Genomic DNA, 14,709 nt, shown 5'->3' with positions numbered 1-14,709 from the left:
TTATACACAGTTCAATGGGTGGAAACAGAATACCCGAACACATCATTTAACATAATATACATTATGCGCGGTTAGGTCAGGCCCGGGGCTTGGCGCCAGAAGTACAGCCATACCAAGGGCTAGCGCCGCACTGGTGCCCTTGGTGTACTTTGCCAGGATGTCGTACCAAGCCTGTTTCAGCTCGGGATCTGTCTCGCGCACGGCAGCCAGACTTAACAGCACCTCCTGCACGTCCATTCCGATTTCCTGGGCAATCTTTTTTGCAGTCGCATCAGTGAGTTGCGCTTTACCTTTGGTTAGGCGGGATACGTGAGACTGCGTAAATCCTAAGTCAGCAGCGACTTCCTGAAACTGGGTGTACTTTTTGGCTCTCATGTATGCCTGAATCAGGGTGTTTGAGTCCATTTGCCTTTAACTCCTCAGTTTATCAATGGGCCTATCATAACCATTTTGGTAGCGAAAAGGCCCGTTGAAACTTAATTGGGAAATTGATCAAATGCACTTACCTACTTAGTCAAGTGATTGAGCTATGACCCACTTTAGCCCACAACAAACCGATTTGCCTGCGCTCCTGGAGCGTAAGGTCTATTGGCAGGATGAGCCCACGGGCGACATTTCCGCATCTGTGGCGGGTCAAGTCGAGATGTTCCGCGACCTGCATGAGCTGCGGATCTACCTGGTCATGACGTACCCCGATACCGCCTTTGAGCTGGTCGAAGTCACCGAAGAGACCTGGCAAGGCTTCTATGACCAGGGAGTGTTTTTCGATGACTGGTCATAGCGCCGTGATGCCGATAAATGGGGTTATCGGCAACAAAACCCTGATCGACTATCTGTCGTTTACCTGGGCTCCCGAAGAGCTGCGCCGAATGACCGACTTGGCCAAGCAAGGCGCACTGCTCAAGGCCATCCCGCGCTTTGAGACCTGCAACAAGGCTATCCAGGCCGCTTTCTCCGCTTTGCCAGTCGATGGCCTGCGCTACCTGTGGAAGCGCCCTGCCGGCTTCAACCCCCTCGCCCACTTCGACAAGGTGAGCGAGCGCCTGTGTGAGAAGGTCGCACCCAAGCCGCTGGCGGTGCCCGCCCCCTCCCCCGTGTGTACGCCCTCCATGACGGAAATGATGGAGCGTGCCCTGCACTCCGGTTACAAGTCCCGCGCCGACATGCGCAACGAGCTGAAAAGCGTTTGTGCTGCCCTCCTCGACTTCTCCGAGTTTGAGGTGGTGCCTGATGCGAAATACTGGCAGACCTATAACGACATGATCGACAGCTACGGCGTCCAGTTCCTGGATGCCCTCTGCTGCGCCGAGATCGATCTCTGGCTGGAAGAGCTGAATCAACGGATTGGGGTGCCCATCCCTGCCCCGCGATTCAGCAAACGGGATCGCCGCTCCGGCTTGCACGGTTACGCCCACTCTGCCGACCTGCTGTGTGATGGTCTGCCCTGTGGCCTCATCGGTTGGGGTGCGGCTAACCATGGTTGCATGGTGAGTTTTTCCGGCGTGGGTTGTGCCGCCCTGGATCTCCAGGCTTTGCACGATGTTATCTCTCACGTTCCCGGTATCCGCATCACTCGGGTGGATCTCGCCCTGGACGATTACCAGGGAGAGACCATTTCTTATCTGGAAGCGGTCGAGTCGGCCAAGGCGGGCCAGTTCCATCCGCAACGGGGCAAGGCACCTTGCTGGATGGCTATCGAGTCCGGCGAGTTCGTGCCCGTCGAGGTTGCCAAGGGCATCGTCAAACGCTACGGCCTCAAGCCCTCCAAGGGCTGCTCCTTCTACGTGGGCAGCCGCATCAATGGCAAGTGCGCCCGCATCTATGAGAAAGGCAAACAGATGCAGTCGGCGGATTTCCCGAACTGGGTGCGGGCCGAAGGCGAGCTGCACAATAAGGATCGCGTCATTCCCCTGGATGTGCTGATAAACCCTGACCCTTATTTCGCGGGCATGTATCCGCAATTTGCGTCCTGGTTGGAGCAAATCGCCTTGGTAGAGAATGAGCCAATCCGTATCACCACGTTTAAGAATCGCTTTAAAACCTCACGGGATAATGCGGTGTTCAATATGTCGAGAATGGCGGGCCGCCTTGTCAATTGGTTAGCGAATATTGAGGGGCTTTCCCCTGACAAGATCGTTAACCAATTAACAGCGCACCTGGAACCGTTGGATATTCCAGCGCGGTTAAGAATGCCATTACCGCCCGATATTATATCGGGTGACTATATGCTGCTATCGACCTAAACAAGGTTCTTCAACGAGGAAATAACATGTCTATTTTGTCCGGTGTTCTGGTCACTCGTGTGACCCATGGTTATGGTGTATCCCGTAAGTCTGGCTCTCCGGTGCCCTATGATTTCGCCCAGGTGGAATACCTGGCTCCGGCGAATAACGTCAACAAGCCGGAATGCAATATCACCTCCTGGGGTTATGAGGTTCGCCAATTGGCGCTGCGCAATGATGCGGCCACCATTAAAGAGCTGTCCGTCTGCCCGAAATTGGTGGCGGTGGATCTTGTCCTGGAAGCCGACCCCAGTAATCCGACCCGCAACGTGGTCGTTGCGTTCCAGGCAACCAAGAAGCCCCTTTAATCCGCCGCGCGTGAGGAGGAGGAGCGAGGGCGCGCAGCGACCGACGACGAGAGCGCGAGAATATGCTCTGTTTAGATATTACCGCTGAGGGATATACCAAACTCGCTCAGCCGGATAACTGTCAATATGTGCTCCTGACAATTCAGGAGCATTCCAAACTCACCGATATATCCAACTGGTTTCAGTTTGATATGACGGAGGTAGGAATAGCCTTTAGCTCTGGCATTGTTATATGGGCTTTAGGTTTAAAAGTGGGCGCAATTGCCCGAATAATCGTAGGTGCAAAAAGAGGATAAACGAAAATGCAAAATTATTTCCGCAATGGCTGTATCGGTGTTGCCTGCTCCCTGGCTGCGGTGGGGGCAAATGCGGCGGAAGGTGGTGCGGCTGCCGCTGCTGCTGCGGCTCTGGATGCGGCTAAATCCGATGTGGATATGACGGCTCCCAAGGTGATGATGGTCGTCGCCTCTGTGGTGGGCTGCGTTATCCTCCTCGGACTTATCCGCAAGGCCTAAGCCATGTCCCTGCTCATCGGGACGCTGTGGTTTTTGTTCTTTGTCGAAGGCTACAGATCATCGTTTTCGATATGACACAAGGCGGCTCCGGTCGCCTTTTTTATTGGGGGTCATGTGAGAGTCCTTTATTTGCTGCTCCTGGTGCCGCTGGGGGCGCTGGCGAGCTGTCCGGCGGGTATCCAGTTATCCAACGTGCCAATCAGCACGGCGCTGCCGTACTGCGTGAAATGGGAGTCCTCTACCCTGGGCGGCTGCGAGGTTAACTGTACGTCAATCTGTGTGGAGTTTCCGAACGATGGATCCAAGGGCCCCATGCAAACAACGGGTGCTGAATGCAAACTCGGTGGCACTGGTGGTGATGGCGGTGGGGAGACTGGCGGTGGTAATAATGGAGACGTTGGCGCTAATGCGCCTATGTATCATGCGCCTGCAATGTGGGTGGGCAATTCGCAAAGTGCTAATTTAGCCCCTGGCTTTGATTCTGTTTCGAAGAATATTGAGCGTTTAAAAAACTTGGTTGGACAAGCGGACGTCGCTACCCGATATGAAATGTCTTTTATGGTAAAAGACCTGGCTAAAATTGCCCAAAATACGTCAGGGATGAATGGTGGCGCTGGGAGCTATGGCCCCTTACTTTATGAAATGAATGCACATTTAAAATCTCTCAGTGAAAAGTCAGTGTTTGACCCTGGTTTTTGGAATGATAAGGATATTGCGCGAACCAAACAGCTTTCTGATATGAGGCAGGATATTTCTTATTTGGGTGGTGAGCTTCAAAATATCACTAATGCCCTGGGCAATGGCGGTGGCAGTTCTGGTGGTGGCGGTGGTTCTTCGTCGGGTGACACGGCGGCGATTAAAAACATGATGCAAACGGCCATGGGTTGGTGGGGTGGTACGCCTGGAAACCTGAGTGCTATTAATAGCCAGCTCACGGGGATTTCTAATAGTGTGGCTCCTATGTTTCCCATGCTGGAGCATTTCAATAAACAGCAGACGAATTTGCAAACTCAGATGGCGGGTGACTTGTCCGCAATTAAAGAGTCGTTGGGGAGTGGTCAAGGTTCTGGCGGTGAAGGTGGTGTGGGGATTGATTATTCAAAAATGCCAGGTGCGGCGGGTAATCCGTTACAGGTGGCAGGCGCTGAATATGAATCCGGCTTGTGCCAGGAAGGTGATAATTGCGCGTTTGACCTAGGTAATATAAATAAACAGTACGATGATAAAAAAGAAGAGCTGAAAGATAAATACAAGGCGATAAAGGATGAAGTGGCCGAGATATTTAAATTCGATTTGAGCGGTTCAGGTTCGGTGCCCAAATGCTTCGAGATGTATTCGCTATTCGGTAAATCCTATTCGGTATGTCCATCGGTGGGCGGTTATTGGGAAGCGTTAGCGGCCATCATGATGTTCGTATTTTACTTTCTCGCATTGATGATTGTTGCCAGGAGATAAATCATGGAGTGGTTAGGCGATTTGTTTGGCGGGTTATTCAATGACATATATAACCTTGCTGTCCAGGTAACGGCCTGGATTGTGGTGAAGCTGGCGATCCAGTGGGTTGAGTTCAAGCTGTTTATGCTGATGTTTTCCTGGGACGTTGCCAGGGAAATTCTGATTAACCTGCAATTTAGCGACTTGATCTCGCAGTCCTTTAATAACCTGCCCAACGATGTGCGAGACATATTGCTGTATCTGCACCTGGACAAAGGCTTGTCAGTGATTACTCAGGCGTTTGTGACCCGCCTCTTGCTCAATATGATGGGGTGGTGATCCATGTCCATTAAAATCCACCACGGCGCCCCTGGTTCTTATAAGTCCTCCGGTGCCATTCATACCGATGTGATCCCGGCTATCAAGGCGGGCCGCTTTATCGTTACCAACGTGCGGGGCTTCTCGGTGGAGCGTTGCCGTGAGGTGCTTGGCAAAGAGGTGCCAGATAGCTTTGAGGTGCTCTATATCGAGACGGAATCCCAGGAAGGCCGTGACCGCCTGGCGCGGTTCTATCACTGGGCACCCAAGGGGGCATTCTTCTTGGTCGATGAAGTGCAGCGGGTATTTCCGCCTGCCTGGCGCCAGAGCGATTTGGATGCGCTCGCTTTTCCTGGTGGGCCGGATAAAGCCAAGGAAGAAGGCCGACCGGAAACCATTGAAGTAGCCTTTGATATGCACCGTCACCATAACTGGGACTTTGTATTAACGACGCCGAACATCAAAAAGGTTCACCAGGTAATCCGCGCCGCTGCCGAGACGGCCATTCGCCACACCAATATGGCTGTGCTGGGGATTGGTGGCCGTTATAAGACCGTGCTTCATCTCTCCGATAACTCCGGCAGCTCTATATCCGATGTGCTGCAGGCCAAGCCATTTAACAAGGTGCCGAAATATGTTTTCAAGCTTTATGACTCGACTACAACCGGTAAAGTCTCGGATACAATCGCAGGCAGCTCGGTACTGCGAGATCCTAAAGTTCTCTTTATTCTGGCGGTGTGGGGACTCTGTTTATACTTTGGCTTCATCAAGCCTGAATATGTTGATGCTCCTGCTGAGGCCCCTGCGCCCTCTCCTACCGCTTCTGCGGCTCCTGATGCGGTGGGTGCTTCGCCCACTGCTGATGTACGTCCTAGCGGCGCTCCTGCTGCGTCTGCTGATGGCGTCCTTGCTGTAGGCCCGTTCGCGGGCTATCGCCTCATCATCAACTGCCATGTGCTCACCAAGAGCAGCCGAGACGTCTACAGCGTCGAATACTGCTTTGCTCTGCGCAAGGGCGACGACGAGCAAGCCATCTATGCCGAGGAGTGGCCGCAATACTTCGTCGACTTGAAGCCGATGACGGCCTGCCATGCGGTGATCCAGTACCAGGGGCAACCCGTGGATGTGTATTGTGACCCTGACGGGGATGCACTGCGCAAGCGGGTCAATGCTGCCCTCTTCGCGGGTCGGGATAATAAGGGGGCACCCAACGATGACCGGACATAGCAAGGTGGTCGAATATTGCTACAGCGACACTGGGTTTCTTATGTTAAAGACAGAGGTTTCAGAATGAATATGGTGCTGGGTGTTATCGTTGTTTGCCTGGATATTGCCATCCTAGTTGCCCTGGGGATGAACCCTGATTACTCCACAGAGGCTCGAATGGCCTGCCTTGCCCTAGTGGCGTTGTTATCACTGCCTCCCCTACTCTGGCTCTTTGGAGGCCACCTCATGGCGCTAGAGGCAAAGTGGCAGCACCACTGCCGCGCTAAACGCCGTGCTCGTGCTGCTGCCGCCCGGCTCAAAGGAGTTTAACCGGCAAGTCTTTTAATTATGGTAACAGTGACCGATAATATAATTATGGTAACGTTACCTTAAATGAGAACAGTGCAAATGACGGAGCTTCAGGACAGTCTCACTTCAGAAACAACCATCGTAAAGCGCCCTGTCGGCCGCCCTAAAACAGGCAAGGCGCTCACCCCAGCCCAGAAGCAAGCAGCCTATCGGGCCCGTCAAAAGCAGAAGTCGCCCACAATGGTTGAGCCAGTAGTCCAAGGCGGAATCCCCCTCGCTTTTCACCCTAAGACAGAAATACCTGCACCAGGCCTGTCCGTCGTTGTCCGTTATCGTGACCATGATAGAGCTTGGTACTCTTGGGGAACCCAATCGAATATGCTCATTGCTATCTTGCTTGTTAAACCAAGCCAGTGGCATACAAGAGAAGCGTTAACCCGCACTCGTGAGCTGGTTGTTGATTGGGCTTATGTTCCCGATGAGCTTCCGTATCCCTACTGCGTGTAGCTGGTACTCCCCTACCCTTTGAGGTGAAAATGGATCGTCCGATTAAGCTGTTTACCGTAAAAGTCGTCTATAGCGACCGAGTACCATTTGATCTGCATGGTGAGATGGAAAAGGGGAGTCTGTATATCTCCGTTGGTGGGCGGTTCTGCGGCCCCGGGGCGGCTGTAGCTCTCAAGAGCAAGAAATTGGCAGAATCGTATATCCAGGCATTGGCTGTTCGCAGAAAGAAGACTGATCCGCATTTTGAAGCCTTTGCATGTGAAGTCAGAACGACGAATGAGAACTTCATTGTCACGATCGCAAAGGATTCCCAAAAGGTGGCTGAGAAACTGGCTCGTTGGAGCTAGTGCTAAGGGGCATTGCCCCTATAAGGCGACACACCAAGGTTTATTGCCTGGAAGGTGGTAGGCTCGCCGAAACTTCTTTGGAGTGCCTCTGTGAGGCTGTGAACCTCCCCTTCCCTGCAAAACCGTCTTTTGAGGCTATCCGGCTCTGAGGGAGTACAGCGCCACAGCGCTCCGCGATGCTCCAGCAGCCCCCCCGTGTAGTAATACGGGGGGAATTCTATATACAGAGACTCCTAGTACCTTTGCAATATCGAGTACTGGTGTGTGTCTTTTTGTGAACAAGATCTATTTCATAGGAACAATTTTTTAGCCCCCCTTGAATCTTTCAGTTTAAACCACCAACTGTAGGTGATGCGCCTGTTAGTAGTGGCGTCCACCCTATGAAAATGGTGCACCTGAGAGGGTTAAGTTATGTCAGCAAAAGATGCGTTTTTTAAGCAAGTGGAAGACAATGTTGATGCCCAGAAGGCCGGTGAGATGGCTATTCAAAGGGATTTAATGGATTTTCAACGAGAGACAGAGATTTTGCTCCAAACGATCAGAACTTGGTTCGAAGGCTCGCCGGTAAAGTCAAAAATCTCGCTTAATCCGCATATGATGGAAGGTAAGAGAGCTGAATTTGAATCATTAACTTTGGAAAATGGTAACAAACACCTCACAATCACTCCTGAGGGTCTTTACTATTTTGGCATAACTGGTGTTCTTGATGTCACAATCGATAATCCTAATCGAGCCCCCAGACAAACTAAATTCAGCATTCATTGGAAAGACGCCATAAGCAAGATCTCTGGATGGGTGATTGTTGATAACGTGGTGCCAGCAAGTCGCGTTGAGTTCAATCAAGAGAATTTCTTCAGCCGGATTACGGCATTTGCTTAAGGAAACAAGAGAGCTGCTTCTCTATGAGCCACGTTTCTTGACTGCATTATCGAAAAGGGGGCTTTCGCCCCCTCCCCTGTCTAGTTGATGCCTAGCTTCTTCCTCCAGTAGAAAGCTACCATCTGTCGTTCTGATCTCTCCGCCTGGATGACGGCCATCGCCTCGATCCTTCGCCTGTCGTACGTTACACCGTTAGGTGCGACAAGGCAGTCATTCTTCATCCGCCAGCCTTCCCAGGCTTTGAAGATGGTGGGCAGCTCCCGCCCCGATGCCATCCGCATTAGCCGCTTACAGACTGGCGGGATCTCTTTCCCCTTATCCCAATTCGTGACTTGCCTCACAGAAACGAAACATAAATTTGCCGTCTCTTCCTCAGATAAACCGCACTCGAACCAGCGAAAAATGAAGTTTTTGGTCAACTCTCGTTCCATCCAAGTAAATACCTGATAAACCAGCAAAATTGCGTGGGCTGGCTTATCGGCAGGTTTCAGATGGGCATTTAACAAAACCGGACATTATGCGCGGTTTTTTATGGGAGACATATCGAGGGAGACGTCGACGCTGCTCGTAGACCACCTTGATGGTGTCTTGCTCTGGCTCATTCGTGCAGATGGCCCAGCGGTTTGCGGTTGGCGCTTTCGTGCCGTTCGCTGTGACCGGTATGCAAATACTTGGAGGTGGTGTCTATGCTGTCGTGGCCTGCGTCGGCTTGTACGTGGGACAGCGGCCGGCCATTCAAGTTGATGTCATGCGTAATGCCGGTGTGGCGGATGGAGTGCGGCGTCAGGCTGCGCATCTCGGCGGCATCCTGGTCAAAGCCATCCTGCTCGGCCAGATGAGCCGCTTGTTCGAGTACCGCCATCACCAGTTCTCGCAACTGACGGATCCCGAGGTTGGCATTGAGCTCACCCTGTTCACGACCGTGAGCCGCCGCCTTGTGGCGTATGAAGAGTGGCGTCTGATCGCCTGGCGCCGGCAAGGCAGGCAATCCTAAAAAGGTGCGATAGCGCTTGAGCGCATCCAGCAAGGCCTGTGACACCGCAACGGTGCGCCGCTTGCCGCCTTTGCTGCGCGGGATGAAATAGCCCCAGACGCCCGTCTTGGCGTCGCGCCGAAACTGGCTCATCACCGGGCTGAAACCGGGTCTGGCGGCGACCTCGGAGATCCGCAGATAACAGGCATACATCAGGCAGATGAGAAATCTGCTTCGCTCGTGCTGAACGGGATTTTCTTCTGCCAATTGTTCGGCCGCCTGCATGACATAGGCCCACTGCAGTTCGGAAAAGGATTGGCTCTGCTCCTCCTGCTGCGGCTGCACGGGGCGATTGACCCGTTGCAGCAACAGGGCGGGATTGCGATCCATGTACTCTTCCTGGACGAGGAATTGGAAGAAACTCGAGAGGATGGCGAGCTTGGTCTTCATGGCCTGCTCGCTTAAGCGGTATGGCAGCTCCCGCCCCAGTTCCCGCTTGCCCAGAAATGGCCGCCACAGGGGATTGGGCAGCCGCTCTCCCCACTCCTTGTCCTGCACGAACTGGGCGACGTTGCGATAAGCGATAAGCGTCGCCGGCGGCGCCTGGCAGTAGTCGAGATAGCGCATCATGATGCGCCGGGTAAGATCCTTGGGGCTGATGGCCAGCTCAGCGAAACACCAGTGAAAAAAGGTGGTCAGCTCGCTGCGATAGGTTTTGTAATTGTTTTCGCTGTGGCGCTGCTCCAGCAGCCAGTCGACGGCGAGCTCATAGACGAGTCCCGCATCCGGTACATTCCCCAGGCTGAGATTGGCCAGATACTGGTTGACCAGCGGGTTGCCCGCCTCCAGATGGAGCAGGCTATCGAACAGTGGCATGGCGGGGGGTAGAGACGGATGAGTCATGGCGTTCTTGTTGTTGAAATAAGGTGTGACAGGGTTCGAGCCTGATGCCGATAAATGGGGTTATCGGCATCATTGCCCGGCTTGGCGGGATCAATACGGGCCTGCCTCCTGGTGGCACCGCCATCACCGCGCTAGCGTTATTATTCAATGAATATGCAGGTTGGTTGGAAAATTTTCGGGGTAAATACCAATAAAAATGAATTTAAAAACTGGATATCTGAATAAACCACCCAGTTCTCTCCCCGTGAAGGCTTCTGCTGCCCGCCTCCCCCTCAGGCCACGCTCTTGAGGGATTTACCCTTGGGCTTGTCGGCAGAGATAGCCTCGCTTTTCTCATCCCTGGCGGGGATCCCCTGCCCTTTGCCGCCTCGCAAGACGCTTTGCAGCAGATCCCGCTGCTCGGCCAGGTAGAAGGCCAGCCCCTCTTGCTGCTCCGGGGTCAGTTCCACCGGCGCAGTGGCCAGCACTGTCATCAGTTCGTCGGCGGTATCCAGCAGCTTGTCATAGGCATCCGCCTCTTTCTTGCTGGTAAAGGTCATCTTCTCCACTCCCCCACGCACCACTACATACTTGATCTCAACGGCCATGATGGCGTCCTCCTCATGATAGTGAGATAATTATATGTACGGATATACAGTGTTTGCAAACAGCTATCCGTTCCAAGGCACTGACGGCGATCATCTAGGCCCTGGCGGGATCCTGATGACGGGCGGACAAGACGCGTCATCCCCCCGGTATGCAACATGCCGACACACTTTTCTTGGGGCAAGGCGTTGCCCGGGCAAGACAGTTGGCTGGTTTTAGGGTAAATTTTGTCAATTCCTTCAACAGGTTGAATTGTATGTCGGAGACCCGTTCCGTGACCGTTTGCCCGGCCTGCGACTTGCTGATCGAACGCAAGTTATTGCCGCTGCGCCGTCATGCCCATTGTCCCCGTTGTCATCAGCACCTGTATGGGCGCTACGCCTTTCGATCTTCCCAGTTGATGGCGCTCACCATCACGGGGTTGCTGTTGCTGCCGTCGGCCTTCTTCGAGCCCCTCATCTACCTGCGGCTCGCGGGCGTCAACTCGGACGCCAACCTGCTCAAGGGCATACTGGTGCTGTTTGAAGAGCGCGAATTCTGGGTGGCGGGCTTGGTACTCTGGTGCGCAGCTCTGGCGCCGACGGGCTTGCTGCTCGGGATCTTCACCCTCGCCTCCGGCCTTGCCAAGCACTGGCACATACTGGCGCCGACCTTGAAACTCGTCGAGGTGTTTCGCCACTGGGCCATGCTGGAGGTCTACATCGTCAGCCTGCTGGTCGCCCTGTTCAAGCTCATCGACATCGCCGATGTGCGGTTGGGGGGCGGCTTGTTGAGCCTCGGGATCCTGATGCTGCTCAACATGACGCTGCTGATCCTGTTCGACCCCTCCCCCTACTGGGAGAAGATTGCTCTGCACACCCCCTCACAGGAGCCGGCCCATGAGTCAGACCAGCGCCCGTGAGCTCGGGCTCTGCCGCTGCCACACCTGCGGCCTGCTGGTGTGCTATCAGAGTGGTGCGAGCTGCCCGCGCTGTCACAGCCATCTGCAGATGCGTATCCCCCGCTCCCTTGCCTGGTCGTGGGGGCTGCTGGCGCTCGCCACCTTCATGTTGCTGCCTGCCAATCTGCTGCCCATCACCCACTTCTACAACAAAGGTTTACTGCAGTCCGATACCATTTTCAGCGGTATCATGGCGCTCTATCGCAGCAAGATGTCGGGGATCGCCACCATAGTGTTGACCGCGAGCATCATAGTGCCCATCGGCAAGATCCTGGGACTGGGCTGGATCTGCTGGCAGTTGCAACGAAGCAAGCCGGTGCGGCGCAAACGCCAGCTCATCATGTATCGTATCATCGATTTCATCGGCCGCTGGTCCATGCTGGATCTTTTCGTCATCTCCCTCATGGTGGCGCTGGTGGATCGGGGCGTGTTGCTCAACGTGCGGGCTGGCCCCGGCGCCACCGCCTTCGCCGGCGTGGTGGTGCTCACCATGATGTCGGCGCGGATGCTGGATACCCGCCTGTTATGGGACAAGGCATCTCGCTAGTCTATTTTCGTCTGTATCGGATGTGCTGTTACCACGGCCAATGTAAGGAGTCGGTATGATCGGGGCTGAACCCGTCATTGAGAAACATCGCTGGTTATCCCCAGTCTGGTTATTGCCCGCCATCGCACTCTTGCTGGCGGGGGGCTTCCTCTACCAGCAGTGGAGCAACAGCGGTCAGCTCATTCGCATCAACTTTGCCCAGGGCAACGGCATCTTGCCGGGCAAGACCCAGCTGCGCTATCAAGGGGTGGCCATCGGCGTCGTGCAAGAGCTGGAGCTCGCCGCCGACGGCCGCAAGATCGCCGTGCTGGCCAAGGTGGACAGCCGCGCCCGTCCGCTGATCCGCAAGGGTTCCGACTTCTGGCTGGTGAGCCCCAAGGCGTCGCTCACCGAGATCTCCGGCCTCGACACCCTGGTCTCCGGCAACTACATCAACCTGCAACCCGGGCGGGAGAACAACCCGCAAGAGGATGAGTTCGACGCCATTGACGGCCCTCCCCCCGGCTATCAGGCCCAGGGGCGCACCCTGCATCTGACGGCCGACTCCCTGGGGTCGGTGGGCATTGGTGCCAAGATCTATTTCCGCGGGCTGGAGGTGGGCAGTGTCATCAATACCCGCCTCGGTGAGGAGAACCAGAACGTGATCCTGGATCTGGTGATCGAGCCGCGTTTCGAACATCTCATCAAGACCGACACCCGCTTCTGGAACATCAGCGGCATCAAGGGCTCCTTCAGCCTGGAAGGGGTCAAGGTGGAAGCCGGCAGCCTCACCTCCATACTGAGCGGCGGCATCGCCTTCGACTCTCCCAAGGGCTCGGCCTCTGCCGAGAAGGGCCAGAACTTCACCCTCTACAAGGGGCTGGCCGAGGCGGCGCGCGGTGAGCGCATTCAGATCCAGGCGGGCTCGCTGCCCATCAAGGGAGGGATGCCCATCCTGTTTGAGGGCATCGAGATTGGCCGCATCGATCCCATCCGCCTGACCCAGCAGGGCCGGGAGGTGACGGCGCTGATCAATCCGGAGCAGGCCTTCAGGATGACCGGCAAGAGCCGTCTGGTGTGGGAAGCGATCTCCCTCTCCCCCTCCGGCCTCAAGCATGCGGATCGCCTGCTGGCCGGTCCCGCCATTCGCCTGGACTACGTGGCCGGTGAGCGAGTGCATGCCATGACCCTAGAGAGCCAGGGACAAGTGGGCGGCATCCTCCTGACTCTGCAGGCTGACGATCTGGCGGGTCTGAGTGAAGGGGCCCCGCTCTGGTTCAAGGGGCTGCAGATAGGTCAGGTGGGGCCGCTCAGTCTGGATGCCAGCGGCAATGCCAGGGTCGCCCTGCGGGTGGAAGAGGCCCATCGCGCCTTGCTGAATCGAGCTCGCTTCTACCGCGCCTCCCCCTTGCAGGTCGATGCGAGCCTCGCGGGCATCAAGGTTGATACCAGCCCGGCCAGCGCCTGGCTCGGCGGCGGCATCAAGCTCGTTCAGGCGCCCTCGGGTGAGCGGATCGATCGACTCTACCCCAGCGAAGAGCTGGCGCTGCTCGGCAGTCGCAATGCCAAACCGGCGCGCTGGTTGCTGCGGGCCGACCAGGCCGACGGGATCGGCATCGGCTCCCCTGTGCTCTATCTGGGACTGGAGGCGGGTCGGGTCAAGGGGCTCAAGGCCGACGCCAAGGGGGTCGAGATCGCCCTCGAGATCGATGCCACTTATGCCCCCCTGCTCAGGCAGTTCCCCCAGTTCTGGAAGAAGGCGGCCATCGACGGCAAGATCCGGCTCGACGGCGTGCAGGTCAAGATGGGCAACCTCGCCACCTTGCTGCGCGGGGCCATCGAGTTTGACCGCCTCGGCACCGGCCGCAGCAGCCACCAGCTGTTTGACAGCAAGGAGCAGGCGCAAACCCAGGTGCGAACGCTGACCCTGGTGGCCGAGAGCAATCCGGGTCTGGGGGTCGGCAGTCCCATCCGCTATCGCGGGGTGGATATCGGCAAGATTGAGCAGGTGTTGCTGGATCCCTCCCTCGGCCAGGTGAGCTTCAAGGCGGAGCTCGACAACCAATATGCCGATCGCTTCCTGCAATCCGGTGCCCGCTTCACCCTGGTGCAGGCCAAGCTGGGGCTGGGGGGCGTTTCTCACCTCGATACCCTGATCAAGGGCGCCTTCGTCGAGGCGAGTCCTGGCCAGGGCGCCGGCAAGGAACGTTTCCCCTTGAGTCAAAGCGGCCCCACCGGCCTGGCCCTGACCCTCAAGAGCCCTTCCGTCAGCGGGATCAGCGTCGGCAGCCCCTTGCTGTTTCGCAAGCTGGTGGTGGGCAGCGTGACCCAGGTCGCCCTGGCCCGTGATGGCAGCGAGGTGCTGATCGATGTGAGCGTCGACAAGGAGTATGCCCATCTGGTGCGGGCCAACAGCCGCTTCTGGAATGTCTCCGGCGTCAAGGCGGACATCGGCCTCACCGGCGGCACCATAGAAGTGGAAACCGTGCAGAGTCTGCTGGCCGGTGGCATCGCCTTCAACACGCCGGAGCGGGAGATGGGCCCCACCGTCAAGGGTGGCCACAGCTATCCCCTTTACGGCAAGGCGGAGAAAGAGTGGCTGGAGTGGAGCCCCCGCATCCAGCCTTGATCCTCTCCTGCTTGAAGAAAACCGGCCTCTGGCCGGTTTTTTATTGAG

Annotated in this window: 16 protein-coding genes; 12 read left to right on the top strand and 4 right to left on the bottom strand. The window is 55.9% G+C overall.

Going from position 1 to position 14,709, the window contains the following annotated elements; translation table 11 throughout:
- Positions 1–42: 42 nt before the first annotated feature.
- Positions 43–405: a helix-turn-helix domain-containing protein gene (locus tag ACW5W7_RS10790; protein WP_456501697.1), complete on the bottom strand. Its 363-nt coding sequence runs from the start codon at positions 403–405 to the stop codon at positions 43–45.
- 124 nt (positions 406–529) lie between these two features.
- Here ACW5W7_RS10790 and ACW5W7_RS10785 point away from each other — a divergent pair, with 124 nt between their 5' ends.
- From ACW5W7_RS10785 to ACW5W7_RS10745, 9 genes are all read left to right on the top strand, one after another.
- On the top strand, positions 530–781 hold the full coding sequence (locus ACW5W7_RS10785; protein ID WP_456501696.1) for a hypothetical protein: 252 nt from the start codon (positions 530–532) through the stop codon (positions 779–781).
- Positions 768–2,243 carry a replication initiation factor domain-containing protein gene (locus tag ACW5W7_RS10780; protein WP_456501695.1) on the top strand — a complete coding sequence of 492 codons (1,476 nt, stop codon included), beginning with the start codon at positions 768–770 and terminating at the stop codon, positions 2,241–2,243. Before ACW5W7_RS10785 ends, ACW5W7_RS10780 begins: the two co-directional genes overlap by 14 nt.
- Positions 2,244–2,269: 26 nt before the next feature.
- Positions 2,270–2,590: a hypothetical protein gene (locus ACW5W7_RS10775; RefSeq protein WP_456501694.1), complete on the top strand. Its 321-nt coding sequence runs from the start codon at positions 2,270–2,272 to the stop codon at positions 2,588–2,590.
- Positions 2,591–2,892: 302 nt separating this feature from the next.
- The gene (locus tag ACW5W7_RS10770) at positions 2,893–3,105 is read left to right on the top strand and encodes a hypothetical protein (protein ID WP_050717041.1); all 213 of its coding nucleotides are present in this window, start codon (positions 2,893–2,895) and stop codon (positions 3,103–3,105) included.
- A 312-nt stretch (positions 3,106–3,417) separates the two neighbouring features.
- Positions 3,418–4,560, top strand: a complete 1,143-nt coding sequence (locus tag ACW5W7_RS10765; RefSeq protein WP_456501693.1) for a hypothetical protein — start codon at positions 3,418–3,420, stop codon at positions 4,558–4,560.
- Positions 4,561–4,563: 3 nt separating this feature from the next.
- A complete protein-coding gene (locus ACW5W7_RS10760; protein ID WP_456501692.1) occupies positions 4,564–4,878 on the top strand; it encodes a DUF2523 family protein in 315 nt (104 codons plus the stop codon).
- A gap of 3 nt (positions 4,879–4,881) precedes the next feature.
- Positions 4,882–6,084, top strand: a complete 1,203-nt coding sequence (locus tag ACW5W7_RS10755) for a zonular occludens toxin family protein (RefSeq protein WP_456501691.1) — start codon at positions 4,882–4,884, stop codon at positions 6,082–6,084.
- Between the two features lie 824 nt (positions 6,085–6,908).
- A complete protein-coding gene (locus ACW5W7_RS10750; protein WP_456501690.1) occupies positions 6,909–7,226 on the top strand; it encodes a hypothetical protein in 318 nt (105 codons plus the stop codon).
- Positions 7,227–7,637: 411 nt separating this feature from the next.
- Positions 7,638–8,105 (top strand): hypothetical protein, encoded by a 468-nt coding sequence (locus tag ACW5W7_RS10745; protein ID WP_456501689.1) that lies wholly within the window; start codon positions 7,638–7,640, stop codon positions 8,103–8,105.
- 80 nt (positions 8,106–8,185) lie between these two features.
- Here the strand turns inward: ACW5W7_RS10745 and ACW5W7_RS10740 are convergent, their stop codons facing one another.
- The 3 genes from ACW5W7_RS10740 to ACW5W7_RS10730 all read right to left on the bottom strand — a co-directional run bounded on the left by ACW5W7_RS10740 (position 8,186) and on the right by ACW5W7_RS10730 (position 10,568).
- A complete protein-coding gene (locus ACW5W7_RS10740; RefSeq protein ID WP_456501794.1) occupies positions 8,186–8,380 on the bottom strand; it encodes a DUF3653 domain-containing protein in 195 nt (64 codons plus the stop codon).
- Positions 8,381–8,703: 323 nt separating this feature from the next.
- On the bottom strand, positions 8,704–9,981 hold the full coding sequence (locus tag ACW5W7_RS10735; RefSeq protein ID WP_456501688.1) for a tyrosine-type recombinase/integrase: 1,278 nt from the start codon (positions 9,979–9,981) through the stop codon (positions 8,704–8,706).
- Between the two features lie 272 nt (positions 9,982–10,253).
- The gene (locus ACW5W7_RS10730) at positions 10,254–10,568 is read right to left on the bottom strand and encodes a YebG family protein (protein ID WP_349922249.1); all 315 of its coding nucleotides are present in this window, start codon (positions 10,566–10,568) and stop codon (positions 10,254–10,256) included.
- Between the two features lie 254 nt (positions 10,569–10,822).
- Here ACW5W7_RS10730 and ACW5W7_RS10725 point away from each other — a divergent pair, with 254 nt between their 5' ends.
- The 3 genes from ACW5W7_RS10725 to ACW5W7_RS10715 are packed head-to-tail and all read left to right on the top strand — an operon-like array spanning position 10,823 to position 14,661.
- A complete protein-coding gene (locus ACW5W7_RS10725) occupies positions 10,823–11,467 on the top strand; it encodes a paraquat-inducible protein A (protein WP_456501687.1) in 645 nt (214 codons plus the stop codon).
- Positions 11,445–12,053, top strand: a complete 609-nt coding sequence (locus ACW5W7_RS10720; protein ID WP_456501686.1) for a paraquat-inducible protein A — start codon at positions 11,445–11,447, stop codon at positions 12,051–12,053. The genes ACW5W7_RS10725 and ACW5W7_RS10720 overlap by 23 nt, the downstream gene beginning before the upstream one ends.
- Before the next feature lie 55 nt (positions 12,054–12,108).
- The gene (locus ACW5W7_RS10715; protein WP_456501685.1) at positions 12,109–14,661 is read left to right on the top strand and encodes an MlaD family protein; all 2,553 of its coding nucleotides are present in this window, start codon (positions 12,109–12,111) and stop codon (positions 14,659–14,661) included.
- Positions 14,662–14,709: the final 48 nt, after the last annotated feature.

It is taken from the genome of Aeromonas intestinalis, from assembly GCF_054052485.1.
This window is presented reverse-complemented; position numbering and strand designations above follow the sequence as displayed.

What these genes read in the sequence shown, in the direction of transcription:
- ACW5W7_RS10730 (WP_349922249.1), bottom strand. Translation starts at nt 10,568, where the DNA reads ATGGCCGTTGAGATCAAGTATGTAGTGGTGCGTGGGGGAGTGGAGAAG.
- ACW5W7_RS10785 (WP_456501696.1), top strand. Translation starts at nt 530, where the DNA reads ATGACCCACTTTAGCCCACAACAAACCGATTTGCCTGCGCTCCTGGAG.
- ACW5W7_RS10715 (WP_456501685.1), top strand. Translation starts at nt 12,109, where the DNA reads ATGATCGGGGCTGAACCCGTCATTGAGAAACATCGCTGGTTATCCCCA.
- ACW5W7_RS10765 (WP_456501693.1), top strand. Translation starts at nt 3,418, where the DNA reads ATGCAAACAACGGGTGCTGAATGCAAACTCGGTGGCACTGGTGGTGAT.
- ACW5W7_RS10780 (WP_456501695.1), top strand. Translation starts at nt 768, where the DNA reads ATGACTGGTCATAGCGCCGTGATGCCGATAAATGGGGTTATCGGCAAC.
- ACW5W7_RS10720 (WP_456501686.1), top strand. Translation starts at nt 11,445, where the DNA reads ATGAGTCAGACCAGCGCCCGTGAGCTCGGGCTCTGCCGCTGCCACACC.
- ACW5W7_RS10750 (WP_456501690.1), top strand. Translation starts at nt 6,909, where the DNA reads ATGGATCGTCCGATTAAGCTGTTTACCGTAAAAGTCGTCTATAGCGAC.
- ACW5W7_RS10725 (WP_456501687.1), top strand. Translation starts at nt 10,823, where the DNA reads ATGTCGGAGACCCGTTCCGTGACCGTTTGCCCGGCCTGCGACTTGCTG.
- ACW5W7_RS10735 (WP_456501688.1), bottom strand. Translation starts at nt 9,981, where the DNA reads ATGACTCATCCGTCTCTACCCCCCGCCATGCCACTGTTCGATAGCCTG.
- ACW5W7_RS10745 (WP_456501689.1), top strand. Translation starts at nt 7,638, where the DNA reads ATGTCAGCAAAAGATGCGTTTTTTAAGCAAGTGGAAGACAATGTTGAT.
- ACW5W7_RS10770 (WP_050717041.1), top strand. Translation starts at nt 2,893, where the DNA reads ATGCAAAATTATTTCCGCAATGGCTGTATCGGTGTTGCCTGCTCCCTG.
- ACW5W7_RS10740 (WP_456501794.1), bottom strand. Translation starts at nt 8,380, where the DNA reads ATGGCATCGGGGCGGGAGCTGCCCACCATCTTCAAAGCCTGGGAAGGC.
- ACW5W7_RS10775 (WP_456501694.1), top strand. Translation starts at nt 2,270, where the DNA reads ATGTCTATTTTGTCCGGTGTTCTGGTCACTCGTGTGACCCATGGTTAT.
- ACW5W7_RS10755 (WP_456501691.1), top strand. Translation starts at nt 4,882, where the DNA reads ATGTCCATTAAAATCCACCACGGCGCCCCTGGTTCTTATAAGTCCTCC.
- ACW5W7_RS10790 (WP_456501697.1), bottom strand. Translation starts at nt 405, where the DNA reads ATGGACTCAAACACCCTGATTCAGGCATACATGAGAGCCAAAAAGTAC.
- ACW5W7_RS10760 (WP_456501692.1), top strand. Translation starts at nt 4,564, where the DNA reads ATGGAGTGGTTAGGCGATTTGTTTGGCGGGTTATTCAATGACATATAT.